This is a genomic window from Floridaenema fluviatile BLCC-F154 (assembly GCF_041929135.1).
Lineage (GTDB): Bacteria > Cyanobacteriota > Cyanobacteriia > Cyanobacteriales > Aerosakkonemataceae > Floridanema > Floridanema fluviatile.
In genome coordinates, this window is record NZ_JBHFNS010000025.1 from 1 (window position 1) to 22,927 (window position 22,927).

General features: G+C 40.8%; 26 protein-coding genes and 1 pseudogene. 19 read left to right on the forward strand and 8 right to left on the reverse strand.

Annotation, left to right across the window (positions count from 1 at the left end; genetic code table 11):
* A pseudogene (locus ACE1B6_RS06040) lies at window positions 1-271 on the forward strand (Rpn family recombination-promoting nuclease/putative transposase); the annotation flags it as partial.
* 29 nt (window positions 272-300) lie between these two features.
* Here ACE1B6_RS06040 and ACE1B6_RS06045 read toward each other — a convergent pair.
* Entirely contained in the window at window positions 301-438 is a 138-nt protein-coding gene (locus ACE1B6_RS06045) for a hypothetical protein (RefSeq protein ID WP_413256345.1), read from the reverse strand.
* A 180-nt stretch (window positions 439-618) separates the two neighbouring features.
* Here ACE1B6_RS06045 and ACE1B6_RS06050 point away from each other — a divergent pair, with 180 nt between their 5' ends.
* Complete coding sequence (locus tag ACE1B6_RS06050) at window positions 619-897, forward strand: UPF0175 family protein (protein ID WP_413256346.1); 279 nt, start codon at window positions 619-621, stop codon at window positions 895-897.
* On the forward strand, window positions 894-1,376 hold the full coding sequence (locus ACE1B6_RS06055) for a DUF3368 domain-containing protein (protein WP_413256347.1): 483 nt from the start codon (window positions 894-896) through the stop codon (window positions 1,374-1,376). Before ACE1B6_RS06050 ends, ACE1B6_RS06055 begins: the two co-directional genes overlap by 4 nt.
* A 25-nt stretch (window positions 1,377-1,401) precedes the next feature.
* Here ACE1B6_RS06055 and ACE1B6_RS06060 read toward each other — a convergent pair whose 3' ends face one another.
* Entirely contained in the window at window positions 1,402-2,073 is a 672-nt protein-coding gene (locus ACE1B6_RS06060; protein WP_413256348.1) for a hypothetical protein, read from the reverse strand.
* A gap of 224 nt (window positions 2,074-2,297) precedes the next feature.
* Here ACE1B6_RS06060 and purL point away from each other — a divergent pair, with 224 nt between their 5' ends.
* Window positions 2,298-4,655, forward strand: coding sequence for a phosphoribosylformylglycinamidine synthase subunit PurL (gene purL / locus ACE1B6_RS06065; RefSeq protein ID WP_413256349.1), 2,358 nt, complete (start codon window positions 2,298-2,300; stop codon window positions 4,653-4,655).
* Between the two features lie 180 nt (window positions 4,656-4,835).
* Here the strand turns inward: purL and ACE1B6_RS06070 are convergent, their stop codons facing one another.
* Window positions 4,836-4,985 (reverse strand): hypothetical protein, encoded by a 150-nt coding sequence (locus tag ACE1B6_RS06070; protein ID WP_413256350.1) that lies wholly within the window; start codon window positions 4,983-4,985, stop codon window positions 4,836-4,838.
* A gap of 118 nt (window positions 4,986-5,103) precedes the next feature.
* On the opposite strand from ACE1B6_RS06070, the gene purF reads away from it, so the two are divergent.
* The 5 genes from purF (at window position 5,104) to rpoD (ending at window position 11,565) form a co-directional block, all read left to right on the forward strand.
* Window positions 5,104-6,585, forward strand: a complete 1,482-nt coding sequence (purF, locus tag ACE1B6_RS06075; RefSeq protein ID WP_413256351.1) for an amidophosphoribosyltransferase — start codon at window positions 5,104-5,106, stop codon at window positions 6,583-6,585.
* 601 nt (window positions 6,586-7,186) lie between these two features.
* Complete coding sequence (locus tag ACE1B6_RS06080) at window positions 7,187-7,786, forward strand: hypothetical protein (protein ID WP_413256352.1); 600 nt, start codon at window positions 7,187-7,189, stop codon at window positions 7,784-7,786.
* 93 nt (window positions 7,787-7,879) lie between these two features.
* On the forward strand, window positions 7,880-8,674 hold the full coding sequence (locus tag ACE1B6_RS06085) for a hypothetical protein (RefSeq protein WP_413256353.1): 795 nt from the start codon (window positions 7,880-7,882) through the stop codon (window positions 8,672-8,674).
* A 112-nt stretch (window positions 8,675-8,786) separates the two neighbouring features.
* The gene (locus ACE1B6_RS06090; RefSeq protein WP_413256354.1) at window positions 8,787-9,476 is read left to right on the forward strand and encodes a polysaccharide deacetylase family protein; all 690 of its coding nucleotides are present in this window, start codon (window positions 8,787-8,789) and stop codon (window positions 9,474-9,476) included.
* Between the two features lie 958 nt (window positions 9,477-10,434).
* Window positions 10,435-11,565 carry an RNA polymerase sigma factor RpoD gene (gene rpoD / locus ACE1B6_RS06095; RefSeq protein ID WP_413256355.1) on the forward strand — a complete coding sequence of 377 codons (1,131 nt, stop codon included), beginning with the start codon at window positions 10,435-10,437 and terminating at the stop codon, window positions 11,563-11,565.
* 139 nt (window positions 11,566-11,704) lie between these two features.
* Here the strand turns inward: rpoD and ACE1B6_RS06100 are convergent, their stop codons facing one another.
* A complete protein-coding gene (locus ACE1B6_RS06100) occupies window positions 11,705-11,857 on the reverse strand; it encodes a chlorophyll a/b-binding protein (RefSeq protein ID WP_413256356.1) in 153 nt (50 codons plus the stop codon).
* Window positions 11,858-12,102: 245 nt separating this feature from the next.
* On the reverse strand, window positions 12,103-12,285 hold the full coding sequence (locus ACE1B6_RS06105; RefSeq protein WP_413256357.1) for a chlorophyll a/b-binding protein: 183 nt from the start codon (window positions 12,283-12,285) through the stop codon (window positions 12,103-12,105).
* 119 nt (window positions 12,286-12,404) lie between these two features.
* Between ACE1B6_RS06105 and ACE1B6_RS06110 the strand changes: the two genes are divergently transcribed.
* The 7 genes from ACE1B6_RS06110 (at window position 12,405) to ACE1B6_RS06140 (ending at window position 18,491) form a co-directional block, all read left to right on the forward strand.
* Window positions 12,405-12,716, forward strand: a complete 312-nt coding sequence (locus ACE1B6_RS06110) for an SPOR domain-containing protein (RefSeq protein WP_413256358.1) — start codon at window positions 12,405-12,407, stop codon at window positions 12,714-12,716.
* A 111-nt stretch (window positions 12,717-12,827) separates the two neighbouring features.
* Entirely contained in the window at window positions 12,828-13,484 is a 657-nt protein-coding gene (locus ACE1B6_RS06115; protein ID WP_413256359.1) for an acetoacetate decarboxylase family protein, read from the forward strand.
* Window positions 13,485-13,531: 47 nt separating this feature from the next.
* Window positions 13,532-14,188 (forward strand): DUF1295 domain-containing protein, encoded by a 657-nt coding sequence (locus tag ACE1B6_RS06120; protein WP_413256360.1) that lies wholly within the window; start codon window positions 13,532-13,534, stop codon window positions 14,186-14,188.
* Window positions 14,189-14,322: 134 nt separating this feature from the next.
* Window positions 14,323-14,913: a Uma2 family endonuclease gene (locus ACE1B6_RS06125; RefSeq protein WP_413256361.1), complete on the forward strand. Its 591-nt coding sequence runs from the start codon at window positions 14,323-14,325 to the stop codon at window positions 14,911-14,913.
* 137 nt (window positions 14,914-15,050) lie between these two features.
* Window positions 15,051-16,859, forward strand: coding sequence for a proline--tRNA ligase (gene proS / locus ACE1B6_RS06130; RefSeq protein ID WP_413256369.1), 1,809 nt, complete (start codon window positions 15,051-15,053; stop codon window positions 16,857-16,859).
* A 126-nt stretch (window positions 16,860-16,985) separates the two neighbouring features.
* A complete protein-coding gene (locus ACE1B6_RS06135; protein ID WP_413256362.1) occupies window positions 16,986-17,804 on the forward strand; it encodes an LmeA family phospholipid-binding protein in 819 nt (272 codons plus the stop codon).
* 9 nt (window positions 17,805-17,813) lie between these two features.
* Window positions 17,814-18,491: a GerMN domain-containing protein gene (locus ACE1B6_RS06140; RefSeq protein ID WP_413256363.1), complete on the forward strand. Its 678-nt coding sequence runs from the start codon at window positions 17,814-17,816 to the stop codon at window positions 18,489-18,491.
* A 143-nt stretch (window positions 18,492-18,634) separates the two neighbouring features.
* Here the strand turns inward: ACE1B6_RS06140 and ACE1B6_RS06145 are convergent, their stop codons facing one another.
* The 3 genes from ACE1B6_RS06145 to efp form a co-directional block, all read right to left on the reverse strand.
* Window positions 18,635-18,988 carry an ArsR/SmtB family transcription factor gene (locus tag ACE1B6_RS06145; RefSeq protein WP_073592543.1) on the reverse strand — a complete coding sequence of 118 codons (354 nt, stop codon included), beginning with the start codon at window positions 18,986-18,988 and terminating at the stop codon, window positions 18,635-18,637.
* Window positions 18,989-19,198: 210 nt separating this feature from the next.
* Window positions 19,199-19,732, reverse strand: a complete 534-nt coding sequence (gene accB, locus ACE1B6_RS06150; protein WP_413256364.1) for an acetyl-CoA carboxylase biotin carboxyl carrier protein — start codon at window positions 19,730-19,732, stop codon at window positions 19,199-19,201.
* Between the two features lie 103 nt (window positions 19,733-19,835).
* The gene (gene efp, locus ACE1B6_RS06155) at window positions 19,836-20,396 is read right to left on the reverse strand and encodes an elongation factor P (protein ID WP_413256365.1); all 561 of its coding nucleotides are present in this window, start codon (window positions 20,394-20,396) and stop codon (window positions 19,836-19,838) included.
* Window positions 20,397-20,712: 316 nt separating this feature from the next.
* Between efp and ACE1B6_RS06160 the strand changes: the two genes are divergently transcribed.
* The 3 genes from ACE1B6_RS06160 (at window position 20,713) to ACE1B6_RS06170 (ending at window position 22,879) form a co-directional block, all read left to right on the forward strand.
* Window positions 20,713-21,819, forward strand: coding sequence for a peptidylprolyl isomerase (locus ACE1B6_RS06160; protein ID WP_413256366.1), 1,107 nt, complete (start codon window positions 20,713-20,715; stop codon window positions 21,817-21,819).
* Window positions 21,820-21,903: 84 nt separating this feature from the next.
* Window positions 21,904-22,575: a methyltransferase family protein gene (locus ACE1B6_RS06165; RefSeq protein WP_413256367.1), complete on the forward strand. Its 672-nt coding sequence runs from the start codon at window positions 21,904-21,906 to the stop codon at window positions 22,573-22,575.
* Between the two features lie 19 nt (window positions 22,576-22,594).
* Window positions 22,595-22,879 carry a hypothetical protein gene (locus ACE1B6_RS06170; protein ID WP_413256368.1) on the forward strand — a complete coding sequence of 95 codons (285 nt, stop codon included), beginning with the start codon at window positions 22,595-22,597 and terminating at the stop codon, window positions 22,877-22,879.
* Window positions 22,880-22,927: the final 48 nt, after the last annotated feature.

The following is a 22,927-nucleotide window of genomic DNA, read 5'->3' on the forward strand; positions in this document are numbered from 1 at the left end:
TCTAGAATTGATTGAGAGCGTATTAGTTTACAAGTTTACCGCGTTAAGTCGTCAGGAGTTAGAAACTATGTTTGGATTAAGCGATTTAAAGCAAACTAGGTTTTATCAAGAAGCAAAGGAAGAAGGTAAAGAAGAAGGCAAGTTAGAGACAGTTCCCCTATTATTGCAGTTAGGTTTGAGTGTTTCAGAAATAGCAGAAAGATTAAGCTTGGATGTTGAAGCAGTGAGGCGAGTAGCACAAGCATCTTCTGGGAATTTTCAAGAAGGATGATTAGGAGGATTTATAAGTGAGCGATATGCCTACGGCACGCTGACGCGATCGCACTTTTCATCGAGTAATAAATTCAAATGCGATCGCTTTGACATTTCCTGATTACGGGAAACGCAAAGTAGACGCAGAAAGGGTTCGTTAACTGCATTTGCAGGGATATACGGCAAAACAATTGATTATTTCTACGAAAGCTTACAATTACCTACAGCACTGCCATCTGCACCTATCCCCAAACGCAAGTCAGTCGTTACCATTGACCTGGAAGCTTTGACCGATCGCGATAAGCTAGAACTAGCAGCAGAACTAATACACAACGTCTTACAAGAAACCTAACTAACGAGAAAACAATGGAAACAGAAGTAAAATTCAATTTAGAGATTTCACAAATACCTGAAGCAGTCAGATTAGAAGCAGAAAAAAAAGCAAAAGAAGCCTACATAATGACATTATTACGGCATCATGAGATCAGCAGCGGACGCGCAGCAGAAATGCTAAGTATTCCTCGCGTGGAACTGATCGACTTAATGAGCAAGTATGACATCTCACCATTTCCAGATCAAACTAGAGAAGAGTTAGAACGTGAGGTAGCGGAAACTCTTCTGATGTTGGAGAAATATAAGAAGTGATTGTTATTGCAGACACCACACCCTTAAGTGAACTGGCAAAAGTGGGACAAATGAATTTACTGCGCGATGTATTCGGACAAGTTATTCTTCCTGAAGAGGTGTACCAAGAAGTAACTACAGGAACTCATCCAGCAGCAATAGAAGTACCATTAGCTAAGTGGATTCAGGTACGTTCAATTAGCGATAGCCAAAAGCTTTTAGAACTCAGAATCACTACAAAACTTGGTTTAGGAGAATGTGCTGCTATAATTTTGGCTCAAGAGTTAAATGCAGATCGTTTATTATTAGATGATTTCCCAGCCAGACGAGTAGCAGAATCTCGAAATCTGCCTGTAACAGGAACAGTAGGTACACTTATACTTGCCAAACAACAAGGTTTAATTCCTAACGTGAAGGATGTATTAGATGCCTTGATAATGCAAGGTAAACGCATTAGTCAAGCACTATACAAAGAAGTTTTAGCGATCGCCAACGAATAACCAACAAACATCACCCAACCTAAATTTATCTTTGCTCATTTACAGGTTGTCTAAGCGCATTTCCAATTCCATATCTTCGTTTAATTTCTGCTCTCCATAACTCGCTTGAAGGTCTTCTTCCAGTTGCACCAAATCTATTAGTTACTGGAGTTGAAGAACTTGGAATATCGTAGTTTCTTTTAATTGCCGCACGCCAAGGTTCACTGGCAAATTTGCGTCCAGAACTAGCAAATCTGTTAAATCTATTAGTCACAGGAGTTGGATGATTACCAATTCCATATCTTCTTTTAATTTCCGCTCGCCATCTTGTAGATGAAGGTCTTCTTCCTGTTGCACCAAATCTATTAGTTACCGGAGTTGAATAATTGCTACCTATTCTACTTCTTCTTCTATTAGCGGTTTGTGTTCGTGGATTTGCCGATCGATTTTTTAATCGATTATTCGCAATTACAGGTTTCTTCTTTAACTGCGCTTTCTTTACTCCTGCATTAGTCCTTTTAGTAGCAGAAACGCGATAATTTTTGCGGTGTTTCTGCTTAGTTAACGATCGCTGACTTATTCGTTCAGTATTATAAACCCTAGAACGCGCTTCTGTTGGCAAATTAGACTTGACAATCAATCCTACAGATACCGTTAGCACTGATGCCACGATGCCAGCAAGAACTCTACGATTAATCAGATTGCGAAGAGTAAACATCACACTTAGGCCAGAAAAACCTAGACTATTCTACAGAATAAACTTACGATTATCGGAATTTTTTACTAAAATTTTCAAAATGTTGCATAAAAAAAGATAAACTGACTTAAATAGCAAAATTCTCTAAAGATAAGTCAAAAAATGCTAAAAACTTTCTGATTCAAACGACTAATTCCGGCAATCAATCGCTAAAATTAACTCCTGTGCCTACTGTGCAAGATTCCATGTCTATTAACACTCCCTTTTCTCCCGAAGAAATCGCCGCCGAAGGTCTAAAACCCGAAGAATACCAAGAAATCGTTAACCGTCTTGGTCGCCATCCTAACAAAGCAGAGTTAGGAATGTTTGGTGTCATGTGGTCAGAACATTGTTGTTACAAAAATTCTCGACCCCTACTTAAACAGTTTCCCACAAGTGGCGATCGCATCCTAGTTGGCCCCGGAGAAAACGCCGGAGTAGTAGACTTAGGCGACGGACAAAGACTAGCCTTTAAAATCGAATCCCACAACCACCCCTCCGCCGTCGAACCATTCCAAGGCGCAGCCACAGGCGTTGGCGGCATTCTCCGTGATATCTTTACAATGGGTGCGCGTCCCATTGCTGTGTTAAACTCCCTCCGCTTCGGTTCCTTGGAAGATGCCAGAACTCGGAGAATATTTAGCGGCGTAGTCGCAGGAATAGCAAACTACGGGAACTCGGTGGGAGTACCCACCATCGGTGGCGAAGTTTATTTTGACCCTGCTTATTCGGGAAATCCCTTAGTTAATGCAATGGCAATGGGATTAATGGAAACTCCCGAAATTGTTAAATCTGGTGCAAACGGCATTGGCAATCCCGTGTTATATGTTGGTTCTACCACTGGACGGGATGGCATGGGTGGCGCGAGTTTTGCTAGTGCGGAACTGAGTGACGCTTCAATGGATGACAGACCAGCCGTGCAAGTAGGCGACCCATTTATGGAAAAATCTTTAATTGAAGCTTGTTTAGAAGCATTCAAAACAGGCGCAGTTGTCGCCGCACAAGATATGGGTGCAGCAGGGATTACTTGTTCAACTTCCGAAATGGCAGCTAAAGGTGGAGTAGGAATTGAATTAGATTTAGATAAAATTCCCGTCCGCGAAACTGGTATGGTTCCCTACGAATATCTATTATCTGAATCCCAAGAAAGAATGTTATTTGTTGCTCACAAAGGTAGGGAACAAGAATTAATCGATATCTTCCATCGTTGGGGTTTACAAGCAGTTGTTGCTGGAACAGTTATCGCAGAATCTATTGTGAGAATTCTGTTTCAAGGAAAAGTTGCTGCGGAAATTCCGGCGACAGCTTTGGCAGATAATACGCCAATTTATCACCGGGAATTGTTACCTGAACCACCAGAATATGTCAGAAAAGCTTGGGAATGGAGTCCAGATTCTCTCCCTGTTTGTACAAGTCAAGGAATTGAAGTTTCCGGCAAGTTGCAAACTTGGAATGACATCCTTCTGACTTTGTTGGATACTCCTTCTATTGCTTCAAAACGTTGGGTTTATCGTCAATACGATCATCAAGTTCAGAATAATACTGTTTTGTTCCCTGGTGGTGCAGATGCCGCAGTTGTTAGGGTTCGTCCTTTGGAAGGTGAGGTAAATCCGGCGGTTTTAAATAAAGGTGTGGCGGCAACAGTTGATTGTAATTCCCGTTATGTTTACCTTAATCCTTATGAAGGTGCAAAAGCAGTTGTTGCGGAAGCTGCGAGAAATTTAAGTTGCGTTGGTGCAGAACCTGTTGCTGTTACTGATAATCTGAATTTTGGTAGTCCTGAAAAACCTGTGGGTTATTGGCAATTAGCAGAAGCTTGTCGAGGAATTTCGGAAGCTTGCGGAGAGTTTAATACGCCTGTGACTGGGGGAAATGTTTCTCTTTATAATGAAACTCTCGACAGTGAAGGAAATCCTCAACCAATTTACCCAACTCCGGTGATTGGCATGGTGGGAATAATTCCCGATCTTACTAAAGTTTGCGGTCAAAGTTGGCAAAGTGAAGGCGATGTTATCTATCTTTTGGGTTTACCAATAGAATCGAAAATCGCAAATCCAAAATCGCAAATCGTTCTGGGTGCTTCGGAATATTTAGCGACGATTCACGGGATTGTTGCGGGAAAACCACCGGAAATAGATTATGATTTAGAACGTATTGTGCAAGCTGCTTGTCGAGAAGGTATTCGTCGAGGTTGGGTTCGTTCGGCTCATGATTGTGCTGAGGGAGGTTTAGCTGTTGCTTTGGCGGAAGCTTGCATCAGCGGTAAGTTGGGTGCCCAAATTAATTTAGGTGTTTCTGCAACGCCAACTCAGCGTTGGGATAATCTCTTGTTTGGTGAAGGTGGCGCGAGAATTTTAGTCTCGGTAGTGCAAGATCAAGCAGAAGTTTGGGAATCCTATTTACAGGAGCAACTAGCTAACTATTGGCAGAAAATCGGCAACGTCGGAAATACCAATTCTAATTTACGGGTTTTCACGGCTGACAATGCACTATTAATCGACGTTAGCATGACAGTGGCAGGCGATCGCTATTCCCACGCAATTGAACGTCGTTTAGCAGTTTAGTTCACTGTTCGCTAGTTCTACTAAACTCGCACAAGTCTTTTCTTGTCTGATTCTTACAAGTGTGAAACTACCAAAAAAACTATGTGTTAACCAAATTAACGGGGAAATTTCCGGCAGAATTGCCCTTAGTATCTGGGGAGATGGGGAAATGGTGGGCAAGGGGAAGTTTTGAGTTTTGAGTTAATAAGTTTTTTTGCCTCTTCTGCCTTCTGCCTTCTGCCTTCTGCCTTCTGCCTTCTGCCTTCTGCCTTCTGCCTTCTGCCTTCTGCCTTCTGCCTTCTGCCTTCTGCCTTCGAGCCTTTTTGCACTAACGCGATCGCCTTTTAACAATACTATTTAACAATGCTATTGTTAAGAAGATATTAAGTTAGGTTAATTCTCGTTAATTTTTTCGCTTTCATAACCTCTATCTGATTCTGTATCTCAAACTTAGGAGCCAAACCTTAGCATGATTCCCAACCATTCCCTAGACTCTGAAGAGTATGCTGCTGACATCAATCAAACTCGCCCGGATAAGCCCGAAGAAGCTTGTGGCGTTTTTGGGATTTACGCCCCAGAAGAAGATGTTGCCAAACTGACATATTTCGGGCTGTACGCTTTACAACACCGAGGACAAGAGTCAGCAGGAATTGCCACTTTTGATGGCGAAAAAGTACATCTACATAAAGAGATGGGGTTGGTTTCTCAAGTCTTCAGTGAAACAATTTTGCACGAACTGACTGGTACTTTAGCCGTCGGTCACACTCGCTACTCTACTACAGGTTCTAGTCGGGTTGTCAATGCTCAACCAGCATTAGTGGATACTCGTTTAGGAAAGCTGGCTTTAGCACATAATGGTAATCTTGTCAATACAACAGTCTTACGGGAAGAATTACTAAAACGGGACTGTAACTTACTTACCACAACTGACTCGGAAATGATCGCTCATGCGATCGCTGAAGAAGTCAACGAAGGACACGATTGGTTAGAAGCTGCAATCCGGGCTTTTCATAGTTGCCAAGGAGCATTTAGCTTAGTAGTGGGTACCCCAGACGGAATCATGGGAGTCCGCGACCCTAACGGCATTCGCCCCTTAGTAATTGGCACTTTGCCAACTGACCCAGTTCGCTACGTTCTTTCCTCAGAAACCTGCGGATTAGACATTATTGGCGCAGAATATTTGCGCGACGTAGAACCAGGAGAATTAGTTTGGATTACAGAAGCAGGTTTGGCATCCTTCCACTGGACAAAACAACCTCAACCAAAGCTTTGTATCTTTGAAATGATTTACTTTGCCCGACCAGATAGCATCATGTCCGGTGAAACATTGTACAGCTATCGGATGCGGATTGGTAGAATTTTGGCAGCAGAATCAACCGTAGATGCAGATATTGTCATTGGAGTACCAGACTCTGGCGTTCCCGCTGCTATTGGTTTTTCCCAAGCTTCAGGAATTCCTTATGCGGAAGGTTTGATTAAAAATCGCTACGTAGGTCGCACCTTCATTCAACCAACCCAAAAAATGCGGGAAACAGGAATTCGGATGAAACTCAATCCCCTGAAAGATGTTTTGTTTGGTAAGCGAGTAATCATTGTTGATGATTCCATTGTTCGTGGAACTACTAGCCGGAAAATAGTTAAAGCTTTAAGAGATGCTGGCGCAACTGAAGTTCACATGAGAATTTCTTCGCCTCCAGTAACTCACCCTTGCTTTTATGGCATTGATACAGACAATCAAGACCAATTGATTGCTGCTACTAAATCAGTGGCAGAAATTGCTAAACAAATTGAGGTTGATTCGTTAGCTTATCTTAGCTGGCAAGGAATGCTCAAAGCTACCGGAGAAAACCCCAATAATTTCTGTTCTGCTTGCTTTACTGGGGATTATCCAGTCACCGTTCCCGAACCAGTAAAACGTTCCAAACTAATTTTAGAAAAAGCTCTCAGTTAAGTTAGTTTGTCATCAGGACTTCAGTCCTTCTGCTAAAGCCAGAAAAGACTGAAGTCACTACTACAAACATTAATGATTGAAATTTTCTGCTATGGTAGAATTTTTGCGATCGCAATAGCAACCCCTAAGCTTATATTTATTCCTGACTAGCGATAAAAGTTTTTAAAGAAAATAGCCTGGGAACTAAGTTTCTGTAAATTTTTTGTAAAATATTTCGGCAAACTAGGGGAAATCAGAGGTGCTAAATGCTTGGAGCAAAAGAGATTTACCTATTATTGCCTATATTGAGCAATAATAGGTGAAACTTTAATTTCGTGATAATCTAAACAATGAAGGATTAAAGATCCTCTGCCCGATCTCAGAAATCTGAAGTGGGAAACCAAGAAATAATTTATGTGTAGGTTTGTTAGGGTTTTCTCAAATTCTTATGTACAAAAGTGGAAGGAAATTAGCATCGACTAAAATCAGCAGTAAATAAAAAAAACTTATTGACTGTAATTAGTGCTAATTGAATTATTTATAAATTCCCCAACAGTCTCACATCTGGGTTAACAGCGCCAAATTCAACTTATTGATTCATTACTCAGTTAGGTAGAACAAAATGACATTAAATAGCGTCATGGTCAAAGAATCTGATCTTGAACGGGGTGAGTTGACAATATCAGCAGCAATAGAACTGCTTGTAGATGAAAAGACTGATACACCAATTCATGTTGCTCATGCTGAGAGGTATCAAGAAACATTTGTACCGGATTGCATTCTGACAACTCCGGCTCAGGTCGATCTAAATTTTGAAGATTTGGTGTGTTTTGAGGTTGTCGATCGCCAATTCCAGAAATGGGGAGTTACATTTAATAATTGTATAGCTATTCGTCCCTCTAATCCAGCTTTTCCACCGCACTCTGGTAATACAGTATTAATGGGAGCACCCAAGAATGGCTGGTTAGAAGCTGTATTTCACCACCCGGTTAAGTCTGTGAGTGCTTTTGTCACTACTTCTCAGAAGTTGGTATTAACGGCTTATAACCAAGATAATCAAACGGTTAAAGAAGTGGAGATTTCTGAACCCAATTTAGCTGGTTCTGATTCTACACTTTCACCAAATATTTTACTTACTGTTACCGGAGCAGACATCTATCGCGTTACCTACTGTGCTTTCGACGGTCAGTTTATCCTCGATGACTTTAAGTTTCAGCTGTAGGTGAAAATTTCCTAATAGATGGTATTGTTTCTATTATTGGTGTGAACTGATTCTCCACATCAGCAGAAATTTATTATCTAGCAGGTAAGCAAGGTGGCACAGGCTTCCTCTTGGTGGCAAGAAGTAGTTAATCAACTCCCGAACTCCTCGCTTCTGGAGTTCCAAAGTAGAACGTTTAAATCTTTATCTAGGAAACAGTCCCGGAGTTCGAGATACTGGCTGTTAGGTTCGATTGCGGCGATGACGATTATATTTAGTAACAGGAATTTGTTCCTGGCGACTAGCATCGGCGTGGTAACGATGTGGTCAGTTTATCGGCTACAATCGGGCAATTGGCAATCTTATTGGTCAAATTTGCGCCAATTAGTTACAGGTGCGAATCGTCAGTTGGCAGTAGCGGTAGTTAGTGGTGGATTTGCTACGCTGTGTAGTTATTTGGCGATCGCGATCGGTACTGATACCCAAAGTTCTTGGATTACACTTGGTATACTGCTGCAATCTCTAGCAACTTTAGCAATCTTAGGATTGCTGGTTTGGCAAATTCTCGACAAGCAAAATATACCCAATCAATCCAAGCTTGACCAAATGCTAGCAGACTTAACTGATGCTGACCCGCTAAAACGTTTAATCGCCGTTCGCTATTTAACCAGTTCCGTCAACCGATTTGATTCTACCCATAAAATCTGGGTTGCTGATTACTTTCGCCTGATGTTGCATCGAGAAGAAGAAACAATAGTTCGCGATGCCATTCTCGACGGTTTAAGATTATTAGAAAATCATCCCAGCTTGGGTGAAGCTACCAATCCTTTCTCAATGCCAGTGAATGTGAAACGCCATCAGGTAAAGGCAGAGGTGCAGAGGGGGAGAGGGGCAGGGGAGAGTTGTTGATGTAAATTAAGGAACTTCCCCCATCTCCCCAGTCCCCAGTCCCTAATCCCCAGTCTCCAAAACTATAATTTTTCTTGCTAATTTAAGCTTAGGTGTTATTTCATCTTGTTTAATGCAGCTAGCTCCCGTTTATCCGATTTTATATCGCATTCTCCAACCTACTTTTCCCTATTGTCTGTGGTCGGCAAGGGTTAAAGAACCGATTGTGGCTTTAACTTTTGATGATGGTCCTCATCCTCAACATACGCCTCAGCTATTGAAAGTTTTAGATAAATATGATATTCCTGCTAGTTTTTTCTGGTTGGGTGTTTGTGTGGAAAGGTCGCCAGAGGTAGCGAAGGCGGTTTATCAGCGAGGACACTGGGTAGGTTTACATGGATATAATCACCAGATGTTTACTAGTTTTACTGCGCCAATTTTAAAGCAGAATTTGGTAAAGACGCAGTTAGCGATCGCGCAAGCTTGTAAGTTAGATTTGGACTACGTACAAACTCATGTTAGAGATGTTCGCCCTCCCAATGGAGTTTTTACACCACAGATTTTGAAATCTTTACAAAGTTGGAGTTATCGCCCGGTAATGTGGAGTGTAGTACCAGAAGATTGGTTACTGCCTGGGATAGCTGTTGTAGCACAAAGAGTATTATCTCAAGTTCGCAATGGTTCCCTGATTGTGTTACATGATGGAATGTTTGGCGGCGCTGATGTGGCTCAAACTACAGACCTAATTGTGAAAAATTTGCTTCAGCGAGGCTTTAACTTTGTTACAGTGGAGCAGCTTTGGCAACTAAGTCAAGCAGTTTAACTCAGTTCCTTTGTTAAGGAATATTTACAAAGGGAGCGGGTACGATGGTCGAAATGTAAAGTTCTGGTAAATTTATCTACCCTACTAGCTGTCATTTGACATCTGAGTTCATTAGAATGACAGAGTATATAGTTTAGCCATTTGTCAAGACTACTACGGCTGAAACTTAGTACTTTGAATATCAACAGAGTTCGGAGTGACTCAAATTTAACGATGCCAGTACATCTAGAGTCACTACTGCGGTACTAAGCTTTTGTGAGTACTATATTTGGTCGCTAAACTAAGGTAAGACGAAAAACTCGTTAAACCAGATTCCACTTAAAATCAGGAATCATCAGCGACCAAATAATCCGAAAAACCACAAGATTCAGCAAAATCGTCTAACATGACCAATGGCAACAGTAACTAGCAAATTAGTTCAATTAAACTAGCTGAAAATGGGTGCAATACTTTACGTAGGCTTATTCGCAACTCTGAGGACAAAAACCGATTGGTTATCCTCTAGCCTATTGTCTAAAATTTTGTGGGGAAAGTTCACCTGAACTCTCTTTCCAGCAAGAAAGCAGGTCAAATTATCTCCTAACTTGCAGAATATTTTCGATGAGAAGCATCTTTGGGCAAAAGCCGATGCAGCAATAAATTCTCAGTAATTTTCCAGTTGAATGGAGACATCGAAAAACTGCATAGATAAATACAAAAACTGCTGGCAATTTTTGTGAGAAAGGCTACAATCGTAAAGATCTTGACAAGACCCAACCAGAAATTCAGTCACTTATGCTTCCATTTAACTTTTAAGTTCTAATTGCGAAGCACAGTGTTTTTCCCACAACCAGTTACTTTAAGAATTAAGCTTTTAATGCTTATTTGCTCTTTTACTGGTTAATATGTTGGGAGATTAATTGCATCATGATGTCTAGTTGTTGATTTTGTTAACCCAAAGGAGCATGAGGAACGCGGCATGACCCAGGCTAACAACGTACTTGAAAACCTGCAACCCCCCTCACTTGAAGAACTTGCATTCTTCGCGGAAGAAGTGGAAGAAGCGGATCAAGACGATTTTGAAGATGTGTCCCCTGAAGAAGACGATGGAAAGCCTGGTAAGGTACGCTCTAACCGTCGTCGAGCGCAAACTAAGAAAAAGCATTATACAGAAGACTCAATTCGCCTGTATTTGCAAGAGATTGGTCGAATTAGACTGTTACGGGCGGATGAAGAAATTGAATTGGCAAGAAAAATTGCTGATTTGTTGGAATTGGAGCGGATTCGAGAGAGTCTTTGTGACCAGTTAGAACGCGACCCCCACGATCGAGAATGGGCGGCAGCGGTAGATATGCAGTTGCCTGCGTTCCGTCATCGCCTCCATTTGGGGCGACGTGCGAAGGACAAAATGGTGCAGTCCAACCTCCGTTTAGTAGTTTCGATCGCCAAAAAATACATGAATCGCGGGCTGTCTTTCCAAGATTTAATTCAGGAAGGTAGCTTAGGTTTAATCCGGGCAGCGGAAAAATTCGATCACGAAAAAGGTTATAAGTTTTCTACTTATGCGACTTGGTGGATTCGTCAGGCAATAACTAGAGCGATTGCCGATCAATCTCGTACCATTCGTTTACCTGTTCATTTGTACGAAACGATTTCTCGAATTAAGAAAACCACCAAACTGCTGTCGCAAGAAATGGGTCGCAAACCTACAGAAGAGGAGATTGCTACTCGCATGGAAATGACCATCGAGAAGCTGCGATTCATTGCTAAATCTGCTCAGTTGCCAATTTCTCTAGAAACTCCCATTGGTAAAGAAGAAGATTCTCGACTGGGAGATTTTATTGAGTCGGATGGCGAAACTCCCGAAGACCAAGTTTCTAAGAATTTACTTCGTGAAGATTTGGAAAGTGTTTTAGATACTCTCAGTCCCAGAGAACGGGATGTTTTACGTCTGCGTTATGGTTTGGATGATGGCAGAATGAAAACTCTTGAAGAAATTGGGCAAATTTTCAACGTAACTCGCGAAAGAATTCGCCAAATTGAAGCTAAGGCTTTGCGGAAGCTACGTCATCCTAATCGCAATAGCATTCTTAAAGAATATATTCGTTAGCAAAAAGCTACCCATACTTTTATTAGGTTCCAGTGGCGATCGCTATTGGAGCTTTTGTTTATGCCAAAAAAATAGGGAGCTTGTTCAACTCCCTATAAACTGTTCGTTTCAGATTGTCAGAGGTAAAAGAATAGACAAATTACATTAAACCTAAGAAGTGCAGAACACCTTGACCGGAAACTAGCTCAGTAATTAAGGCAGCAATAAAACCAATCATTGCTAACCGACCATTCCAATTTTCAGCTTGGGGTGTAAAGCCGAGTTTGACATCGTTGCGATTTTCACCTTGCATAGTCTCAACTCCGTAAATGAAGTTTTATTAAGTCCTGTAAATTAATGTAACTGATGCTGGGCAAAAAAGCAACGATCGGCATTGGGGAGGTGGGGAGATGGGGGGCAGGGAGGACAAGGGGAATAGTAGGGGCGGGTTTTGTTGTTAATTTTTCTGCTGTGATTACTAAATTGTCTGCTAAACCCGCCCCGCCCCTACAACTCAAAACTTTTCCCCTTCTGCCTTCTGCTTTCTGCCTTCTGCCCTTACATCAAGCCCCAAAAATGGAGAACTCCTCTGTGGGAAAACAGTTCAATTAATACTGCGGCTGCGAAGCCCAGCATTGCTAAACGGCCATTCCAAATTTCTGCTTGGGGAGTAAAACCTGTTTTCCAGGCATTGCGTTCTTGAGGATCGGCGATTGGTGTGACTTGGGTGGTGTCTTGCATCTTGAAAACTCCCAAAAACTATGAATTTATGTAAAGAGCTATTACATAATGTAAAAATAATTGAAGTAATTAGGCTCTGTCTTAAGTTAGAAAGTAAAACATTAGTTAAATGATGAAGAATGAAAAAAATTCTCATGATGCTGGGATTTAGCTTGCTTTCTCTTGCGCCATTTCAGGAAGCGAAAGCACAAAATAGCTTACCGATTTGTCCTAGTCCGTTACCGGGTCATTTTGTAGTACGAGTGTCAGGTGTGGGGAGTTTTAATTTTGTGCGATCGCAATTAGGTGATGCAATTCGCTGTTCTGTAAATATTAATGGACAAACGGGAACTTTTGTGCAAGCTGGTAATGCTAGCGATCGAGCAACCGCACAAAGGTATTTATCGAGGATTAAAACTCGTTTTCCCAATGCTTTTTTAGTTTCAGGTTGAAAATTATGCCAGCAATTTACTCACTTTAGGAAATTACTTCTAAAGATACTTCTGACTAACAATTTCTGAAGATAGATTGAGTGAAAAAATCGATTAGAAGGAGCAACAGAGATGAGTTATCCGAATGCACCTTGGACATTAAAAGGTTTTGCCGTGCAAACTGTTCAGTTGGTGGATATTGAGCGATCGCGTCCCTTAATTCCTCAAGAATTAGAAATAGTTTCAATTTGGCCCGGAAAAACCATTGGAGGTGTTTATTTATCCTCTTATAAATTCGGTTCAGTTTTGGAATATAGCGAGTTAATCGTAGTTGCTGGAATGGTAAGTTATGCAGGGAAATTTGGTGCGTGGATTTCCCACATTTATGTAGATAATTCTGACTCTGTAGCTGGTGGAAGAGAAATTTGGGGATTACCAAAAGAATTAGCAGAATTTACTTGGTTATCAGGAAAAGAGTCTAGTGTAACGGTAAGACAAGGAAATCAAGAACTTTGTAGTCTTACTTACACTAAACCTAGTTTGGCGTTACCCCTTTCTTTAGCTTTACCAAGTTTCAGTTCTTCTGTTTCCGATCTTTTGTTATTTAAAGGTGAATTTGCCTCTCGGATGGGATTAGTTAGTGGTAAATTGCAAATACCTACAGAAAGTCCTTTTGCTAGCTTAAACTTAGGTCAACCTTGGTTAACAGTTTATTGTGATGACTTGCGTTTAGTTGCCAATTCACCAGAGGTAGTGGGACAGAGAAAAGTTGAGTTTAGTTACTCTTGAAAAATCAACTAAATTAGGAAAATAATCCTCATTTAATATCAGAAACAATGGAAAATACAGAGAAATTAGTTACCTCTAAAGTAACACAAATGACCGCAATTAACACAGCCAAAGTGTTAACTAGTCTTTGTTTGATTGGTTGTGCTGTGGTTTTTGGAGTGCATGATTTCCGCCAAGTAATTTATTTATGTTTGCATATTAGTTATTGTACTTGGTGGCTATTAGAACAGTGGTTTTTTCCACAAAGACGGCTGTTTTTTAATGAACCAGTTAATGCCATAGGATTTATTTCGATTACTGCAATTGTGGGAGTTTTTTATGCAATGCCGGGGTATTTTGCTTTCACAAATCCAACGCCGATCGCATTGACAACAGTAGCTATAGCTTTGCCTTTGTACATTTTTGGCAGTTTGATTAATGCTAGTGCTGACGTGCAAAAAATGACGGCGAAGCAATTTGAAGCGGGATTAGTGAAGGATAATATTTGGCGATTTTCCCGCAATATTAATTACTTTGGAGATCTGCTCAGATATCTCAGTTTTAGTGTGGTTGCTGGTGCAATTTGGGCTTATTTGGTTCCGTTATCGATCGCAATTCTTTACATCCAAAGAATGCTGCAAAAAGAACAGCAAATGGTAGTGAAGTATCCAGAATATGAAGAGTATAAGCGATCGACCCCCAGACTTATTCCGTTTATTTGGTAAAGTTTGTTAAGTTGGCGATCGCATTTCTGGAATTGGTGGAGGAGTGCGATCGCAATTAACAGCTTAAAATCTAAACACAAGTGTACTAAAATATTTGAGTAAGCAAACTTATCTGTTTTAAAATCTAAAAGAAAATGACTGCAACTAAAGCCAAAAAATTCACAATTGAAGAATATCACCGCTTAACCGAACTCGGATTTTTTAGTGAGAATGACCGAGTAGAATTAGTTCGCGGAGAAATCATACAAATGGCAGCAAAAAATACAACTCACTCTGTTTGTAACACTCGCTTGTATCGAGAGTTATTCAACTTAATTCAAGAACAGGCAATAATTAGAGGACAAGAACCAATTATTATATCTAATAATAACGAACCCGAACCAGATTTAGTAATTGCGCGAAATCAAGATGATGATTATTTAGAAGCACATCCTAGTCCCAATGATATATTACTATTAATCGAAATCGCTGATTCTTCTTTAAAGTACGATCAAGATGTGAAATTAACTCTCTACGCTGAAGCAGGTATTTCTAATTACTGGATATTTAACTTAGTAGCAAATTATCTAGAATCTTATAGTGAACCATATCAAGATCAAAAACGTAACTTCGGTTATCGACGAAAAGTGATTTGTTTGCCAAATGAATCAGTTAATTTGCCTTTTTTTCCTGAATTAAGCCTCGATTTGTTTAAAGTTTTCCCTAAAATTAGACATCAGAATTAATGTAACTATGCTTAACTCCTCTATCTCTTCTCTCTGTGTCCTCTGTGTCTCTGCGGTTCATAAAAAGATCTATCAGTTTGCCAGTGATGTTCTAGACTTATAAAGCAATCATCTCAGTCAGAAAAGGAAACATGACGATGCGACTTTCTCAAATGTTATTTGTCACCTTGCGGGAAGATCCAGCCGAAGCAGAAATTCCCAGCCATAAATTATTACTCCGCGCAGGTTATATTCGTCGCATCGGTAGCGGGATTTATGCTTATCTTCCCTTAATGTGGCGCGTGTTGCAAAAGGTTTCGCAAATTGTCCGCGAAGAAATGAATGCTACAGGCGCACAAGAATGTTTATTACCACAATTACAACCTTCAGAATTGTGGAAAGAATCTGGTCGATGGGATACTTATACTAAAGCTGAGGGTATCATGTTTGCGCTTGTCGATCGGCAAAAGCGCGAATTAGGTTTAGGCCCAACTCATGAAGAAGTAATTACTACAGTTGCTAAAGATATGATTCGTTCATATCGACAATTACCGCTACATTTGTACCAAATTCAAACTAAATTCCGCGATGAAATTCGCCCTAGATTTGGTTTAATGCGCGGTAGAGAATTCATCATGAAAGATGGTTATTCTTTCCACGCTGATGAGGAAAGTTTGCAGAAAACTTACCAAGATATGCACCAAGCTTACAGCAATATGTTGCGAAGAAGTGGTTTAAGTTTTCGCGCAGTGCAAGCTGATTCTGGGGCAATTGGTGGTTCCGGTTCTCAAGAGTTTATGGTATTAGCAGAAGCGGGAGAAGATGAGGTTTTATATACGGAAGATGGCAAGTATGCTGCTAACGTAGAAAAAGCTGTTTCTTTACCTGCGGATGCGGAACCTTCTGCTTTTACGAGTTTTGAAAAACGGGCAACTCCGGGAACTGATACCATTGAAAAACTGTGTAAATTCCTGAAATGTTCGCCAACTCAAGTGGTAAAAAATGTACTTTACCAAGCTGTTTATGATAATGGAATGACGGTTTTGGTATTAGTCAATATTCGGGGCGATCGAGAAGTTAATGAAGTCAAATTATTGAATGAATTGACTAAATTGGCGGGAAAATATGGTGGTAAAACTATTTTATCGCTGACTGTTCCTGATGGCGAAACTCAAGAGAAATGGGCGGCGAAAACTTTACCTTTGGGTTATATTTCGCCTGATATTGGTGATGAGTATATTGCGGCGAATAAACAGGTAAGTTCTAAGTTTTTGCGCTTAGTTGATCGAACGGTTGTTGAGTTGAAAAACTTTGTTACTGGGTCTAATGAAGCGGGTTATCACGTTGTTGGGGCTAACTGGAATTCTGAGTTTAAATTACCAGAATTAGTAGTTGATGTACGGAAAGCTAGACCGGGCGATCGCGCAATCCACAACCCCAAAGAAACCTTAAAAAGTGCTAGAGGAATTGAAGTTGGACACATCTTCCAATTAGGAGCAAAATATTCTCAAGCAATGGGCGCAACCTATACTAATGAACAAGGAGAAGAAATACCTTTAATTATGGGTTGTTATGGCGTGGGTGTATCGAGATTAGCGCAAGCAGCAGTAGAACAATCTTACGATAAAGATGGGATAATTTGGCCTGTAGCGATCGCACCTTATCACGCCATTATTTCTATTCCCAATGTCGCAGATAGTCAACAAATGGAAGTAGGAGAAAAACTTTACAATCAACTGAATCAAGCGGGAATTGAAACAATTTTAGATGACCGCAACGAACGGGCTGGGGTAAAATTCAAAGATGCCGATTTAATTGGCATTCCTTATCGAATTGTCACCGGGCGATCGCTCAAAGATGGTAAAGTCGAAATCGTCGAACGGGCGACTCATCAATCTCAAGAAATAGAGATCGATCGAGTAGTAACAACCTTGAAACAGTGGATAGATGAGAAAATCCAGAAATAGTGAAAATTTGAGTGCGATCGGTTGAGTTACAGCAATTTAAATGCTTGAATGTTTGTTGTAGGCGCTTGGGCGCATAGCACTAAAGTGCTTACAACGAACAATTAACACATAAACTCTTTTAACTTTATGCTATTTCTTGTCATATTTCTATCCACATTGCTAGGCGTATTGGAATCAGTGGGCGTGTTTGTCGATCGCTTTGCTGAAAATGCCATTCGCCAAAGATTTGAAAAAGTAGAACAATTACAAGTTCGGATTGATAACGCTCCCAATTATCAATTAGTTGGCGGTAAAGTACAAAGAGTAAGAGTTGCCGGAAGAGGACTTTGGTTAACAAAAGAAGCCCGAATTGCTGTTTTAGAATTAGATACAGACCCTTTAAATGTAGACTTGCAAGGAATTAGAGGAGGAAAAGTACCGCCATTAGCAGCTTTGCGCCAACCAGCAAAAGCCGCATTTCGATTAGTCTTAACTGAAAAAGATGTAAATAACCTTTTGCAATCACCGAAAATTTCCCAACAATTACAGCAATTAAGTAGTCGCTTTTTGGGAAGTGCGGGCGGACAACAAATAGAAAGTTACGAAATTATTAATCCTCGCATTGAATTTTTAGCAGAAAATCGCTTGCGTTTCCAAGTGGAATTACGGCAAAAAGAAGGAACTGGAACCGAACAACCTAACACAGACCAAAAATTAGCAGTAATTGCTGAATCAGGATTAAGAATAGTCAATGGACATCAGTTGGAATTAATTTCCCCCAAAGTTTCCATTAATGAAAATACTATTCCTGAATTTCTGATTGGTGCATTAGCGCAAAACTTTATAGATGAGTTGGATTTGAAAAAATTGCAAGATTCGGGAATTACTGCCAGAATATTAAATCTTGAATTGAATCAAGAGCAATTGGAAATAGCTGCTTTTGTGCAAGTAGAACCAAAGGAGTAAACTAAATTTATGAAACAGCGCCAAGCAATTTTTCGGCTTTCTCTGGGCGCGAAGGGAGCGATCGCAATTCTACTTTTAACTGTGAGTAGCGGAATAGTTTTAACCAGTTGTAATCCTAACCCTACCGAAACTACCGTTCCGACTACGCAACCTACGCAACCTACACAACCTACGCAACCTAACACCGCTGTCGTCACCCCAAAACCAGAAGCACAAACCCCAACAACCAAAGCTGAAACCGCAACAACCAAAGCCGAAATTTACTTATTAGAAGATAGAAACGGTAAATTCCAGCTAGTAGCTCGTCCAATTACTATTGAGCAAAAAGCGACAAACGAACAAGCTGTTTTAGAACAAACTTTTAACCGTTTGTTAGCTCAATCAAATAGTAATACTGCGGCAAACCAACCCACTTCTACTATTCCTCAAGGAACCACACTGCGAAGTATTAAAGTAGACAAAGACGCAATTACCGTTGATTTATCCTCAGAATTTACTTCCGGTGGTGGTACGGCTTCGATGACTGGGCGCTTAGGGCAAGTGATTTACACTGCTACTAGTTTAAATCCCCAAGCAAAAGTTTTCCTCTCCGTCGATGGAAAACCCTTAGAAATTTTAGGTGGAGAAGGTTTAGAAATTACTCAACCGATGACTAGAGAAAGTTTTCAGAAAGACTTTCCTCTCTAAAAAGGCTGACAATTACTTGCTCAAAGTGCCAAATTTTCAGTTAACAAGGAAACAGGGGAGAATTTCCGATTCAAGATTTGAAATTACAAATTGAATTGACAATCGAAAAATCTAAAACCCCCAATCAAAAATTCTCCTGTTCCTCATTCTTTACTAGCTAAGCTAAAGTCGCGGAAGTGACGAGCTTGTTGTTCGATCCGAGTTGCTAAGCGATCGCACACTAAGTTACACAGATCGAAAATTAACTCATCTTCAACCTTGTAATAAGCGGAAGTTCCCTCACTGCGACGGCTCAAAATGCCAGCTTGGAGCATCACTTTCAGATGCTTCGAGACATTAGCCTGACTAGTTTGGGTTGCTTCCACCAACTCTTGGACACACTTTTCGCCGTCGCGAAGTAAATTTAAGAGCCGCAGACGCATGGGCTCACTTAAAATGCTGAAGTATTCAGCTACTTGTTGCACAACTTCTTGTGATACAGGTTGCGCTTGTTTCATTGAACTACATGGGAGGGACTGATCCCCAGATTTTACCAGTTCTTTTTTTTATGACAATACATTGACCCATTTTAGATTTTAGATTGCCGATTTTGGATTTGGGATTGCTGATTTTAAATTACAGGGGTTAAACCTAAATCGAATCTCTAAAACCGTTGACATTGCTACCCAGAAAGGGTATTGCTAGTCTCTTAAAAAATGGACAATGCTTCAACCATCAGGATTAATCCGAATTAGTGGTTGACCATATTCTACAGGTTCTCCGTTTTCTACCAAAATTTGCATCACCTGCCCGGAAACTTCCGCTTCAATCTCATTCATCAACTTCATTGCTTCAATAATACAGACTGTTTGCCCAGTCCGAATCCGATCGCCAACTTCCACAAAAGCTGCTTCCCCTGGAGCCGGAGAACGGTAGAACGTCCCCACCATCGGTGAATTTACTGTCACCCATTTAGCATCCATTGGTACAGAAGCAGCTGGTGAGGCTGGCACAGCTGTTGCCGCCTCACTCGCCCCACCACTTGCCGTTTCTTGAGTTGGGCTTGGCATCCCGGTGGTGACGGTTGGCATCATTTGCGGGGATGCTAGCACCTGATTCGGCTCAGACACCTGAGAAACGCTGATACCGATGCTTTTCCGCATCGTTAGCTCAAAATCAGCACTTTTCAGCGTCAACTCCGCAATATCGGTTTGACTAAAAACTGTCAATAGCTCACGGAGTTCATTAAAATCCAATTCCACAGTTTATTTAGCCCCGTTAAGTTTGTTTTGGGTAAATCAATTCGGATTTTGGATTAACGAAAAAATCCAAACTCCCAAACTAATTATTCTCGACTTACTCGACTTAATTTTCTCGACCTAAGTAAGAATCGTTACGGGTGTCAATTTTAATCCGTTCCCCGATCGAAATAAACAGAGGAACCATTACCTGAGCACCAGTTTCGACAATTGCAGGTTTAGTACCACCTGTCGCCGTATCTCCCTTGACACCGGGATCGGTTTGTGTTACTTCCAACACAACTGTATTCGGTAATTCTACATCGATTACCTGAGTATTCCAACGAATGACGTTCACTTCCATACCTTCTTTCAGGTATTTTACGCGATCGCCAATTTGTGCAGCTGAAAGCCGAGACTCTTCGTAACTTTCCATATCCATAAAAACGTAGTCTTCACCTTCTTTATAGGTATGCTGCATGGTACTCTTTTCCAAATTAGCTTGGGGCACAGTTTCCCCAGCACGGAAAGTCCGTTCCACCACGCCACCAGTTTGGACATTTTTCAGCTTTGTCCGCACAAAAGCTGAACCTTTTCCCGGTTTAACATGAAGGAATTCTACAACCTTCCATACGCCTCCATCTAATTCAATTGATACACCGGGTCGAAAGTCGTTACTCGAAATCATGAACCTTTTTTCCTGGGCAGAACAATCGGGACTATTAATTGTACCTCTCTTGGGGGACGGGTGATTGGGTACTGGGGACTAGGTACTGGGGACTAGGTACTGGGGACTAGGGGACTGGGGACTAGGTACTGGGGACTAGGGGACTGGGGACTAGGTACTGGGGACTGGGGGACTGGGGGACTGGGGGAAATTCTTTAACTTAAACTTTTTCTTAACTCAAAACTTACCCAGTACCCAGTACCCAGTACCCAATCCCCTATCATTAGTCCCCCATTGTGGGAAAATCTAAAATTGTGACGATATCAGAAATATAATTATGTCTGGTTTGAGTCTTCGGGTTCTGAATGTGCTGAAAGGCTGGCTAAAAACTGGCTTCTTGGCGTTACTGTTAGTTACCCTGTCTGTTGGTCTTTGTGCTGCTGGCGTGAGTCGCTTACCGCAGGGTAATGCTATTACTGATGGTAAGGCGCTGTTGCGGTATTCTTTGCCGATCGATAATCAGCAAGTGAGAGATTTGCAAGAAAGTTTGGAAGATATTTCCCAACAGTTGCGCCGGAAGCGTTGGGGTGCGATTAATGGCGATCTCAAGAAGGCTGCTAGAATCGTTGGCGATCGTCAATCCGATCTTTTAGCTAGTGTCCCAGATGACCAAAAACCCCAAGCTGAAGCTTTGATTAGTCAAATTAGCGAAAGTCTAGATTCCCTCAAAGCTGCCGCTGAAGCTAAAAGTAAGCCAGAATTGTTGGACCAAAGTTCTAATGTCCTAAATTTAGTTGGGGAATTAGAAGAGTACATGGTAGGGGAATTTCCCTTTGAAGTGCCTGCTCAATACAGCAATTTACCTCAACTCAAAGGTCGTGCTACCGTAAAAATGACCACGGAAAAAGGCGATCTTATCTTAGTACTTGACGGCTACAGTGCTCCTGTTACCGCTGGTAATTTTGTCGATTTAGTACAACGTGGTTTTTACAACGGTTTACCATTTACTCGCGCTGAAGAATCTTACGTTTTGCAAACTGGAGATCCACCGGGTAAAGAACAAGGTTTTATTGACCCTAAAACCAACGAATATCGAGCTATTCCCCTAGAAATTTTAGTCCAGGGTGATGAAGCTCCCACTTATGGCATTACTCTAGAACAAGCTGGACGTTATCGCGATTTGCCTGTGCTACCTTTCTCCGCTTACGGTGCTGTGGCAATGGCTAGACCAGAATCAGAAGTTAATGGCGGTTCTTCTCAGTTTTTCTTCTTCTTATTTGAACCTGAATTAACACCTGCTGGTTTAAATTTGTTAGATGGTCGCTATAGCATTTTCGGTTTTGTTACTGAAGGTAAAGATGTTTTAGGAAAGCTGAAACAAGGTGACAAAATTGAATCGGCAACAGTGATTAAAGGGGCGGAAAATTTAGTTCAACCTAGTTAAGATAGTTGGTAATCACCAAACAAAAAGGGTAAGCTTTTATCCTTTAAAATTTTCAACTTTTGACCAATTATCATCTGTTTTGCTATGAGCAATCTTGACTCAGCTATAAAGTTATTGTTCGTAGTCTTTGTCTTTCTTGCCATTTTAATTGCGTTACCAGCAGTTGTGTTTGGCGTAATTCAAAAATGGCAAGTTATTTTTTTATTGTGCGGTTATTTGCTGTTTTTTTCCGGGAATGTTTGGCGGGTTTGGCGCTATGGTAAATTAAGTAAAACTCAGGAAGATGCTCAGTTTAAAGAGTCTGCGGGTTTGGTAATTTTGGCAGGACAATTTATTGCTTTTCTTGCGATCCATTGGTGGGCAATTTATAATTTTTCTCGGTTGTCAAAAACTGAAACTTTTTTGCAGGTGATTGGTATGATAATTGTGGTATTAGCGATAATTATAAATCAGTTGGCGATTCGCACGCTGAAGGGTTTGTTCGATCGCATTACCATTAAACCAAATCATCAATTAATCACTACTGGTATTTACCGTCAAGTGCGACATCCCGTATATCTTAGCTATGTTTTACTCCTAATTGGATATTGCACGATTCTGCAAAGCTTTGTTAGCCTAGTGTTGACTGTAGTTAGTTGTACAATTTGGTTAGGAAATAGAATTAATATAGAAGAAAAAATGTTGGTGGAGAAGTTTGGCGATCGCTATCAAGCATATCAACGAAAAACTAAAAAAATCATTCCTTTTATCTACTGAAAACACAGGTGCTTAAATTATGGCAGTTCTCGAATATTTCCTGGTAATGTCTCTGATGGGAATCACAGGTTTTGTCATCTTTAAAGCGGCAGAATCTAAGAGTAAACAACAAAGATTAACTAATGCTTTTTATCGGTTATTGGAAGATAAGGATAGTTGTGTTTCCTTGATTCAATTATCAGCAACCGCTAGAGTTGAACCGCAGTTAGCTAAACAATATTTAGATGAACAAGTGAAAATATTTGCCGCATTTCCCGAAGTAGATAATGACGGCAATACTTATTATCGATTTCCGAGAATGTAAAGGTACGTAGTTGCGCTTCAGCGCCTTTCTTTCGCGCTGAAGCGCAAC